The 12545-nt window shown below is 32.4% G+C and carries 4 protein-coding genes; 1 reads left to right on the top strand and 3 read right to left on the bottom strand.

Annotated elements, in window-relative coordinates:
- Window positions 1-1448: 1448 nt before the first annotated feature.
- Window positions 1449-2723, bottom strand: coding sequence for a CCA tRNA nucleotidyltransferase (locus GOY12_RS01295; RefSeq protein ID WP_175818277.1), 1275 nt, complete (start codon window positions 2721-2723; stop codon window positions 1449-1451).
- 886 nt (window positions 2724-3609) lie between these two features.
- Between GOY12_RS01295 and ychF the strand changes: the two genes are divergently transcribed.
- Window positions 3610-4710 (top strand): redox-regulated ATPase YchF, encoded by a 1101-nt coding sequence (gene ychF / locus GOY12_RS01290; RefSeq protein WP_175818276.1) that lies wholly within the window; start codon window positions 3610-3612, stop codon window positions 4708-4710.
- A 1023-nt stretch (window positions 4711-5733) separates the two neighbouring features.
- On the opposite strand, the gene glpX is transcribed toward ychF, so the two are convergent.
- Both glpX and ppdK read right to left on the bottom strand, forming a co-directional pair.
- Window positions 5734-6663 carry a class II fructose-bisphosphatase gene (gene glpX, locus GOY12_RS01285; protein WP_175818275.1) on the bottom strand — a complete coding sequence of 310 codons (930 nt, stop codon included), beginning with the start codon at window positions 6661-6663 and terminating at the stop codon, window positions 5734-5736.
- Window positions 6664-8289: 1626 nt separating this feature from the next.
- Window positions 8290-10953: a pyruvate, phosphate dikinase gene (gene ppdK, locus GOY12_RS01280; protein WP_175818274.1), complete on the bottom strand. Its 2664-nt coding sequence runs from the start codon at window positions 10951-10953 to the stop codon at window positions 8290-8292.
- Window positions 10954-12545: the final 1592 nt, after the last annotated feature.

Genomic DNA, 12545 nt, shown 5'->3' with positions numbered 1-12545 from the left:
CCCACTACTCGTCATTTCAGTATACTCTACTTAAAAATAGAAGAATAGCTATAAATAAGCTTAACTGCTGATGGCAAGTTTTATCGTTATATAACCTCCTAAAATGCTTCCTTCTTTCTGTAGTACTATTTACTCTTTAATTAATATTACGACATATATTCCAAATAAAGTTTCTAATGCTAAAACCTACAAAAAAGGCTTTATGAAATGGTGCTTTTTCTCTGCTATGAGAAAAGGCTTTTAACGTAGTTGATAAACAGAATGATCTAACCTTACTAGTAGAATATTCAAAAGAAAGCTTGGATAGAGATAAAACAAAACTCCTCTGCAGCACAATCCAAGCAAACCTAGTTATACTATAGTAGGTATCATAAAAATGACGTTAATCTGTATATAACTATACATTCACCTCTGAACATTCAAAAAGCCAGAAGGGGATTACTTAACTCCTCAAACTAGAATAATCAATGGGCTTTCAATTAGCTCATATACCTACAAAATAAGATCATAGAAAACTAATTTAGCCACCTTTCTGCAATTCAGCCACTCAGGTAGTGAATATGAAATATCAAGATAATAAACAGAAGTGTTAATAAGAGTAAAAAAAACAATTGATACCCTTATAAATATATGTGTTTCTACCTAAAGCTTGTTTGTATACAAGACCTCACTGCAAATATAAAAATACCTACCTAACATTAAACACGTCTAAATAAAACTAAGCATTTACATTAATACTTATCTAATATTCATACTAGTATATACAACTTTATTATTACTTTAATAATTATTAATTAAAGCCTTAGCTTCTAGTTCAGGAAAAGTTTTTTAAGCTCAAAAATAAAACAATTTTATGCTCCGACATAAATAATGAATATTGCTAAAGAGATAGAGTAAATAGGCAGAGAATATTCTACATTATGACAAAGCTACTGGAAGAACAAAATTTATATTGATGATCTTAAAATAGTAGATGAAAGCATTCAATTTAATTAAAAACCTAGAATAGCAGAAAAAAAAGAGTTAGGTAATGAGTGAAGACAAAAGAATTTACGCTATAGTAAGTAACAGATTTACTGATGAATGCTGTTTTAGCATCAAAGTAGATAATAATTGGTTTAATATAATTACCATAAAGTATACAGAGAGTGATAAAAGCCAAAGGAATAATTAGAAGGTGCAAATCAGGAATAAGAACTCTAACATTTATAAAACATTCCCTTTAAAAAAGGGAATAGAGAACTTTAATCTATAACTAAAAGACTTAAAAAGGATAATAAGATAAAAAAGTTAAAAGAAGAAAAAAGATTGGAGAAAGAGTTACAAGAAACAAGCAAAAAACTCACTGAGCAAAAAGAATTAGTCAAACAGCTACAAAAGCTTACCCTTTTTATGAACTACGCTAACAATACTGCAAGTATTAATTTACTTAACTCTCAGAGAGCAGTTTAGATCAATTTCTTAGCATAAAATAGCAACTCTTCTTTCGTTAAAGTATAGGAACTATCCTCCCAACGCTGCTTTAGCAACTCTAAGTTTTTACCTAAATTTTTCCCTTGCTGTTGACCTATGTTTATCAAATCATCACCAGATAAAGGAAATTCAGGAATATTAAATATCTTGGCAAACTCAATATACTCACCAACGGTTTTTCCAGACTCAATACCATAAATTCTCACTAAATCACAATATAATTCTTTACCAAAGAAAGATATATACTTCTTTGGCTCCCTTTTCAAGAGCTCCATTTTAATATTGTTGGATAGTAAAAACAACAGTTTTTTCTTTTGTTTATTCGAAAAACGTAAAAACTTGCTTATGTACTCTCCAAGGTTCACTTGATCATCTTTTTCAGTAGTCCTAAGAAGCAACGCTAATTTCGTTAGTGCATCAATTGGCTTGGTATCATCTAAGTAGCTAATGCTAGGATTTAGTGAAGATGCATAAACTACAGAGCCACGCGCTGAAATAGCAGACGGTTTTAGAGGTTTAGCATTAATAAGAAGTGGCGAAGACAAAATTTCACACTTTACTTCTTTTGGAATAATTTTTTGCAAAACATTAGATTTCTGCATGCTCTTAAGAGCCGTAACTGGATCATCGCACCCCAGTAACTTAAACATTTCTTCTCTTATTCTTTCTCCAGAAAGGCTTTGAATCATGTGAGAATACTCTTTGCATACATCCAATATTTCATCACTCAAGTCTCCAACGCATATCTTAGCGTGAAAACGAAACACTCTCAAAATACGTAGATAATCTTCTTTAATCCTACCTTCAGCATTACCTATAAAATTTAACCTACGCGCTTTTAAGTCTTGAGTACCACCAAAGTAGTCGTATACATGACCATACTTATCTGCATATAAAGCGTTAAATGTAAAGTCGCGCCTTGAAGCATCAGCCTTCCAATTGTTGGTGAATTCTATTTTCGCATGTCTACCGTCACATTCAACATCGTATCTTAATGTTGTGATCTCAAAAGATCTTTTGCTTAAAATTGCAGTGACAGTTCCATGTCTTAGGCCAGTTGGAATAGCTTTTATATTACGTAGTTTCAGCGCTTCAATTACTTGACCAGGAAGTAGATTAGTAGCTAAGTCAATATCATGAACGTTGCACTGCAGAATTGAATCTCTCACACATCCACCAACAAGTCTTATTTCACCACTAAACTCCTCTATAGCATCAATAATTATGCTGGTCTCATAGTCAACTTTCATTTAGGTCAGTATTATAACGTTACAGCTCATACTATATAATAAAATGCCTCAGAAAGTCTTATACAAAAGAATACACATAGCTATGAAGATTAGAACTATAAAACACTAACTGCTGCTAATAAAATAGCGCTTTTAATTCTTCCACACTGTATGATGTAGTCAAAAAAAAAGGTTTTACTCTTCAAAGTATTTTATGTACTGTCTTACCTTGCCTTACAACACTATCTATTTATTCATTAGCATTTTTTGCCCAACATTCCACCCTTTACATACTCTTTAACCTTCTCTTCCTATAGATCCATTTAACTAAAGCTTTTTTTTACTAATAGAATTCTTCCTGTTCTTATTTTATTAAACTTCCATCTTTATCAAACATACCTTTATTGCATATATGCAAAAGATATCACTCATTATAATCAGCCTTATTGTATTTACCTGTACTTTCTGGACCTGCACCATCTATTAATTGATACAAAAACAGCCTAACTTGCTTCAATTCTCTACAATATGCAACTTCATCCATATAATTTTATTAAATTCACTGACGATTGTATTTACAAATCACCGATTATTCTATACAAATCTCTTATAACCTTCCCTTTAACTGCATTTCTGTTTGCTACTCCATACTACACTTAAATAAAACAAAAAAGTAACTTTTATTAGTAAATTTCTTTTCCCATATAGAGAAATCTACTAGAGTAAGGAATATTTATTTAAAAGAAGACCACCTCTTTCCTTAAGCTCCTCGGCTTTCCTCGTTTTTAATCTTATAAAGCTACTTGATAATTTCCGCTTATTAGCTACAGTAATATTTTCTCTTCCTAAAAAGCTAAATGTAGCAAAAACTTTTAAATTACACAATAATTATAATTTTATAGAGAATATGAACTTTAACTGTGGCATAGTAGGATTACCAAACATAGGAAAATCAACTTTATTCAATGTACTCACACAATCAACCATAGCTGAAGTAGCAAATTATTCTTTCTGTACAATAGAACCCAATATTGGTAAAGTACCAATAAAAGATCAGCGCTTGAAGCAAATCGCAGCAATAGCTAACTCAGAAAAGATAATCTATAATCAGTTAGAAGTCATAGATATCGCAGGTTTAGTAAGAGGTGCAAGCAAAGGCAAAGGACTCGGTAACAGGTTTCTAAGTTACATCAGAGAAGTCGATGCCATTATTCACTTACTTAGGTGCTTTACGGATGACAATATCAGCCATATATATAATAAAATAGATCCAATATCAGATGCTGAAATAGTAGAGATGGAATTAATCCTAGCTGACATTGATAGCATAGAAAAAAGATTACCTAAACTGGAAAGAAAAGCAAAAAAACAGGGTAGTAAAGAGCTGAAGAGACAACTAGATTTAATGCAGGAGATTTTAGTTATTTTGAAACTCGGTAAGCCTGCAAGAAGTTTAAGAAACATAGATAAAGCTGAAGCAAAATCACTTCAATTACTGACGACAAAGCCCATTATATATGTCTGCAACATTGAAGATACAAGTGTTATAACTGGTAATGAACTTTCTAAAAAGGTAGAAAAAATAGCAGAAGAGAACAAGAGTAAATTTTACTGTATTTCAGCAAAACTTGAAGCAGATATCGCAAATCTTGCAGACGAAAAAGAAAAACAGAGTCTCTTATCAGAGTTTGGCTTACAAGAATCAGGGCTTGATGGAATAGCGCGTATCATATATAATGAAATGCTGAGCATGATAACTTTCTTTACTGTAGGGCCAAAAGAAGCACGCGCTTGGCCAATAAAGATAGGATCAACAGCTGATAAAGCAGCAGGTACAATTCATACTGATTTTGAGAAAGGTTTTGTAAAAGCAGAAACTATAAGCTTCACAGACCATATAAAATATGGAAGCGAATCAGCTTGCAAAAACGCAGGCAAAATTCGCTTCGAAGGTAGAGATTACATTGTACAAGATGGTGATATAATGCACTTTAGGTTTAACGTGTAGCAGACCTGATATTAGCAGTAGCTTCTTTTTTTGAGAAGAAAAAACCTTACCTTCTCAGTTATCCTTCATCAATAGTAGAATTAGATATACCAGAGCCAAATACAATGCATTCTCTTGCAGAATGTAAACTTTTTTTTTCTTTCTTATATATAACCTTATATATATAACACCTATTTTAGATATCATTCTAAAACTCTATGCAAAGCTTCACCCCCTTAAGGGGATAGGTTCGATTTACCTAGCTGATTTTAATACCGATTTAACTAAAACTTATATCTAGAACAATGGTACAATTAAAATCTTTCCTAGATTTACCTAATATCAACTAATCTCAACATTGAACACTATAAACCTTGCAAAGCAATAACTTTTCTACCACTTATCATTCTTTTACATTGCTACTATTTTTCACCATCACTATGTAATTTTTATTTCACTTTCCTCTCTTTCTATTTCTTTTAACCTTTTCACTGAAAAAACCATTGATTTCTAAAGCTTACTTAAGTTGAATAACGTTAACATTAAGATTTCTATGAACACTAGAGCTTAATCCTTAGCACGTTGCTTGAAATCACATTAAAGAAAATAACTAGAATCAAGAAAATCTCTTATTCAAAAAGTTTCTCTCACATCTCTCCTGTGCTAACTCTAATTTAAAAACACGTTTATTCCTATTACGAATTGCCCTTTGGTTTAAATACCACATTTTTTCTTTAAGAAGAAGATCCAATCACCTATTTCCGATAGCTTCCATAACCTTAAAATATTTTTATTATCTCTATAATATTTTACTACTATTATTAAATAGATCTACCTTTCTATCTTTATCTATAACATCTAATACAATTAGTATTTCGAGATCACCACCAAACTTATAATCGTCTCAAAAAAACTCTTGCACAACTAACTTCTTTCAAAAAGTACCCTTGATGGCTTTAACATTACACTACCATGAAGCTATCAGATAGTAAGCAACACATCTAGTATCAGGATACTATAAAGCTAAAGTTTAGGCTTATAACACTACCTGCATAAATTTTGTGTCGTTTGCAACTTTACCAGCATACCAGGTAGAGCTACTAAAGAATGAATCGAACAGGCATTATGACTAAATTTAACTCCATCTACAAGTTCTCCATTTGTTACTCCAGTTACAATGAACACTGATTCACCTTTTACTATATCTTTTATAGTATAAATTTTTTCTAGATCATTAATATTTAAACTTCTTGCTCTCTCTTTTAACTGATCCGTATTAAATATTAATCTTCCCTCTATCTGTCCACCGATTGAGCTGAGTGCTGCAGCTGTTAATACTCCTTCTGGTGCTCCTCCTATTCCAATATACATATCATGATTGCCATTCATTAGCAAAATTACAGCGGCAATATCACCATCATCTATCAGTTTAACCTTCGCTCCTAACTTCCTAATTTTTGTTATTAATTCATTATGCCTTTCACGTTTAAGTACAGTTACCACAAGATTACTTACTCTACACCCCTTCGCCTTAGCTAGATTATCCAAATTTTCTTCAACACTATTTCTTAGTGAAACTACGCCTTCTGGGAGATCTCTTCCTACTGCTATCTTTTCCATATAAACATCAGGCGCATGCAAAAAATTATTCTTCTTTGTTGCAGCAAGGACAGACATCGCTCCTTGTTTGTAATGAGCACAAATTGTGGTGCCTTCAAGTGGGTCAACAGCAATGTCAATCTCAGGACCATACCCTGTACCAACCTTTTCTCCAACATACAACATCGGCGCTTTATCTCTTTCACCTTCGCCAATCACAATTGTGCCATTTATTTCTATGGAATTCAGAACTGTCCGCATTGCATCAACTGCAACCTGATCGGCCTTTTTTTCATCACCTGAGCCTACAAACTTATGTGCAGCAAGTGCTGCAGCTTCAGTCACTTTGATTAATTTATAAGCTAAATCTTCCATTATTCATTCAAGAAACAAGTATCTAATATATATTGTACCATCTGAGGTTGCAAGATCTAACACAAGTGCTAGCTTAACTTATGAAAAGACAAGAAAATTGTAACTTAAAACTCTAAGATAACTGCTTAGTAGTTTTATAAAAAACTAATACAAGAGAAAGAAACAGATGAAAAAAAATTGCATTTCACTCAAGGTAACTATACCAGTAATTACAATACTAAGAATATTGCTTCTAATACTCTATTAGGCTATGCTATAATAAAGAAGCCGACCTTTTAAAGGATATTCCTAGACAATGATAAATTCAATAAAAATGAAAAAAACACTTAATACTTCGATAATGCTATTGATAAAGATGACCGTCAAGTCAGTGTTAAGATCTCTCAGGTTACATAAATCATAAAAGAAAACCAGAGATATTAAGCAAAACCATTTGATACAAGCAGCTAGATAAGGTTTTTCAAAAAAAAAACAAACCTAAACTATAAAAGATATACTCTTAGATAAAGGTGGATCCAATAAAGAAAGAAGAGTTAATATTCTGAATAAGCCATTGTAAGTGGTAATAATTCAATAACTAAACTACTCTTGAAATATATAGATGACACATATTACTAAAAACTGATACAAAGAAAGATTTTAGAATAGGCTCTAAGTTAAATTAGATTTCTAAAATCTAATTTAACCATATATATCTCGACCTATGCAATGACTGCACTGCTTAGATCAACAATAAATAAAAAAGAGAAGTCAAAACACACCAGATTCAAAAAATAATAGATAGAACCCAATAAGCCACAAAACTGCCAGCACTAGTCAAGTTACCGTTCTAGAATGGTTCACAAGATGATTCTATTCACATAGCTAGAACGATAAACTAAATTTAGCTTTGAAAGCTAACAGCAGGACTTGAATAGGAAAAATCAGCTTTCAGAGCAAGTGTAAGCAAAGTATTGATCTGGAAAACGCATGATAGAGTATGCAATCAAAGATGAAAAATCAGAAGAACGAACCTATATTAGGCTCTGTTATTTCTCATACTGATAATAGCAATATTGATGTTCTAAGTATACGCTACTGTAAAATATTAATGTAGACTAATCATAGCTAAATCCTAAAGAAGAATTGCATGGATTATATTAACAATTAAATTAAAGGATTTATGTATTCTGTACTGCTCTTACAAAAAATAATCCTGCAGCAGTAAAGAGAATATTGGTAATAAACCAATACCTTCTATACTAGCAGAAAAACAAATATAGTTTCACTGCTATATTAAGCAGCAATAAAACTAATAGCTTTACAGAAGCTCAATCTTTTCTACTCAACATATAAAGAAATTAAGTGCAATAAAAACAAAAGATATGTTGTAGTATTATTATATGATTATTTATTTCGATATAATAATTTCATCTGTTGCTTGACACAGGTGAGTTACAAGTATTGTCACTGTTTTAGCTCTAATAGCTACGAATTAAATGTAAAAAAACTCTACACTATCAAAAGTTATAGGAAGATGAGAAAAAATAAGATCGAATATGTAAATCCAGAAAATTGCACAAATTTTGTGATTTGAAAGATTAGAAAAAGCATACTTCAAACACGTAACACTAAAATCCAATTCATCTAATACATTTTAGATTTAACACTAAACTGTGCTGCCACTAACTTTGCAACCGGCACTCTATAAGGTGAACATGAAACGTAATCCACACCTGATTTAATAAAGAATTCTATAGATTGTGGATCTGCACCATGCTCCCCGCATACACCAAGCTTAATCTCTTTTCGCATTTTTTTACCCTTCTCAGTAGCTATTCTAATTAACTCACCTACCCCTTCAACATCTAGTACTTCAAATGGATCATTCCCGAAGATATTGTTTTCCTTATAAGAATCAAGAAAATTTACTGAATCATCTCTTGAAAGTCCCATGGTTGTTTGCGTTAAATCATTAGTGCCAAAACTAAAAAATTCTGCATGTTGCGCTAACTTATCAGCAATAAGTGCTGCTCGTGGTAGCTCTATCATCGTTCCAATTGAATAAGCCTTGCCTGGTGTCATTTCAGCACATGATACTGGAATCTGCGCCTGGATTTCAGCTGAGATAATAGAAGATTCTTTTTTTATCAACTCACATATCAAAATAAACTCTTTCTCGTCCATGATAAAAGGAATCATAATTTCAGGCATAACTTCCACCTTTTTCTCTTCTTTTAACTCATTTGCAGCATTGAGTATCGCCCTAATTTGCATGCTATATATTTCAGGGTGAGAAATGGCAAGTCTACACCCTCTGTGACCAAGCATTGGATTTTTTTCTGATAACTGTGCTATTTTGTTTTTTATTAACTCAACAGGCTTATCTAGCGACTTAGCAATTCCTTCTATAACAGATTGATCATTAGGTAAAAATTCATGTAGAGGTGGATCAAGTAAACGTATAGTGATCTCTCTGCCCTCCATAATAGAAAATATCTCTTTAAAATCAGACTTTTGCATTTCTTCCAATTTACTTAATACACTTGCTCTTTCATTTTTGTCATCAGCTATTATCAATTTTTGAATAAACTCAATCCTATCACGAACAAAAAACATATGCTCCGTGCGACATAATCCTATACCTTCCGCGCCAAATTCTTTAGCAATCTTTGCATCCTTTGGAGTATCAGCATTCGCCCTTATCTTAATCGTTTTAATTCCATCTACCCAGTTAATTATCGTTTTAAATTCCTGTGATAACTCAGGTAAAATTGTAGGAAGAATACCAAGCATTACCTCACCTGTCCCTCCATTGATAGTAATTGGCTCACCTTTATTTACTTTTACATTCCCTACAGAAAAGAAATTTCCACCTTTATCAAGATAAAGTCCATTTACACTACAAATGCACGGTTTACCCATTCCTCTTGTAACAACAGCAGCATGCGAAGTCATCCCTCCCCGTGCTGTTATTATACCACTTGCAGCATTCATCCCATCAATATCCTCAGAACTTGTCTCTGATCTTACTAAAACTGCTTTTTTACCTTGCTCCACAGCTTTTTCTGCGTCATTTGCATTAAATACTACATACCCTGAAGCAACACCTGGAGAAGCTGGCAGTCCCTTCCCTATTATTTTTTGATCACTTTTAATATCAAGAACTGGATGCAATAAACTATCAAGAATTTTTGGATTAATTCTTAATATTCCTTCTCCTTTTGTAATCACTCCTTCGCTTACCATATCAACTATTATACGGACAGTAGCTTCAGCTGTGCGTTTGCCAGATCTAGTCTGTAAAATCCATAACTTACCATCCTGAACAGTAAATTCAACGTCTTGCATATCTTTATAATGCACTTCAAGTTTTTTACATACATCACACAATTCTCGGTACACGCTTGGCATCAATTTCTCCATGGTATTTTCTTGCTCCCCATTAACTGACATAGGAGTGTAAACACCAGAGACCACATCTTCGCCTTGAGCATTAACCAAAAATTCACCAAAAAATTTCTTTGCTCCGGTTGAAGGATTACGTGTAAATATCACACCAGTTGCAGAATTATTATTTAAATTACCAAAAACCATTGCTTGCACATTAACTGCGGTTCCAAAGGTCTCAGGAATATTATTTATCCTTCTATAGGAAACAGCCCTGTCATTCTGCCAAGAAGAAAATACTGCATTCACTGAGCTGAATAACTGTTCTTCAACACTTTGCGGAAAATGTTTATCAGTTTTTTCATATACTATTCTCCCAAAATCGTTGACAACCCTCTTTAAAACGTCAACATCAAAATCAGATAAACCTTTTACTCCTTTCCTTTGTCGCTCGTCATCAATAACACTCTGGAATAAGTGATAGTCAAGCTGCAGCACAACACTTGAGTACATCATGATGAAACGACAGTAGCTATCATAGGCAAAGCGTTCTCCACTTTTTTTTGCAAGCCCAACAACAGTTGCGTCATTTAGGCCAACATTCAAAATTGTATCAAGCATACCTGGCATTGAACTTACACTGCCAGAACGTATAGAAACCAGTAAAGGATTTCCTGAGCCTCCAAATTTACAACCAACATCACTTTCGAGCATTACCATGTACTTTTTAATTTCATCACGTAAATTATCAGATAACCCCTGCTTACAAGCAGAGGTTGGAATTGTAAAACCAGGTGGAACAGGAATACCAACGTTACACATTTCCGCTAAATTTGCACCTTTTCCTCCTAGCAGATTCTTCATTTCTGCACTGCCTTCACACTTGCCTCGGCTAAAGTAATATATTAACTTTTCTCTCATTTAATCTTTACTCACAAACACATTATATATGCTTCTAACAAGCTCATCCTGGCTTGAAACCATAGGGTAATAAATTTTACAAAATTTAGCAACAGCGTTTCTTATAATAACATTAGTAAAGCTAAACAACAAATTATTAAATAATTATTAATTGAGGATATACAACGTAAGGAATTTTAATAATTCTCATATGGACCTTTGAAGCTTCTTAATACGTATAATAACTACTATACCAACAAGAATATTTTCTTGACACTGAGAAAAATAAAGACACTCTCATTCTTTCTTGAACGGCATTTTAGGCGTTACTAGCTTAACTGCAACCTAACGTTGAATTTTAGCTACTATTCCTAGACTCCTAAATTGTTACTAAAAAGCAAGGCACCATTAATGTTTCTTATAAAGTTTTTCCAGGCTTTATATACGTAGCAGAAATCCAACTCACTAGGATTAAGAAGTCTTGAAAGCGTCCTCAATATTATACGAGCTAAAATTCACTTAAATCAAGTAGACCAAGAGACAATTACCATAAACTTCAAGGAAATTACCTCATAGTTGTTACTGATTGCATTACTTTTCTAGATAAGGCCTAACTATAAATCAAACCACACTATTCAGAATGAGAATATTAATGAATATGACTTAAAGACTTTTATTTTGTATTTATGAGCTACTGAAATTCATAAAAGAGAGCTATCAAGAAATATAATAGAAAAGTGGTCTTATTTTTTGATATGTAGCTAAAAATAAGAGGGCCTAAAAAAATATTAAGCAACAACTTAATAATAAAAACAAGCTTATAAAGAGATAAGTAAGTTTAACTAGTCGGAGAAGAGGAGTTATTAGCATATGAGCAAAGAAAAAAACGTCTAGTAAGATTAGATAGCTACTTTTGCTCAAAACTTATGAAAGTGCTAAAAAGTCAGAAAAATCTAAGCGACTAAAAATTCATTTAAGATCGTACCTCTATAGATGGTACAGCTTAAATCATTAGCTTTTTTATTAACAATAATCAAAAAATTGAGAGATATGATTTAAGTTAGCAGAGCAGATTTTAAATATTAAGTAATGAAGCTAAAATGCGAATTTCAATACTTTATCGTAAGCATCTAATTTTAATTCAAGATCAAGTTTATGCCTCTGTGTTATCAAATAAATTACACAAGTTAACGCTTTAAAGAAAAAGCCATTTTTCTGGCTGCATGCTTTAAAAGCATACTGTCGAATCGACAAGCAGCATAGCAAAATTTTTTCACCTGCAGTGTATTTACATTCTTTAGTATCTTACCACTTTCTAATTAAGTTGCTAAGCTTATACTTATATATAAGCTTGCACTTCGAAGTTTCATTATCTCTTTTTTTAAATCAGCTCTAAACTCACAATTGAACTCATAACAAATAGCTCACTAAAACTCAACACTACTGCAACTCTCTCACTAGTATACCCAATTACATATCCATAAACAGATTATTTACTTATGTTTATAATGGGTTTACAATCCTTACTGCTACTAGAAATAAAAAGTGTCACTTCTTTTCAGCTCTCTTCCTCACTAACTAAGCAAAGATTACAATACTAACTTTAATATAGT

It is taken from the genome of Wolbachia endosymbiont of Dirofilaria (Dirofilaria) immitis (assembly GCF_013365455.1).
Taxonomy (GTDB): Bacteria; Pseudomonadota; Alphaproteobacteria; order Rickettsiales; family Anaplasmataceae; genus Wolbachia.
The sequence above is the reverse complement of the archived record's forward strand: the minus strand, read 5'-3'. Positions and strand labels throughout refer to the sequence as shown.

Excerpts from the sequence above, each read along its gene's own strand:
- GOY12_RS01295 (WP_175818277.1), bottom strand. The coding sequence starts at position 2,723 with ATGAAAGTTGACTATGAGACCAGCATAATTATTGATGCTATAGAGGAG.
- ychF (WP_175818276.1), top strand. The coding sequence starts at position 3,610 with ATGAACTTTAACTGTGGCATAGTAGGATTACCAAACATAGGAAAATCA.
- glpX (WP_175818275.1), bottom strand. The coding sequence starts at position 6,663 with ATGGAAGATTTAGCTTATAAATTAATCAAAGTGACTGAAGCTGCAGCA.
- ppdK (WP_175818274.1), bottom strand. The coding sequence starts at position 10,953 with ATGAGAGAAAAGTTAATATATTACTTTAGCCGAGGCAAGTGTGAAGGC.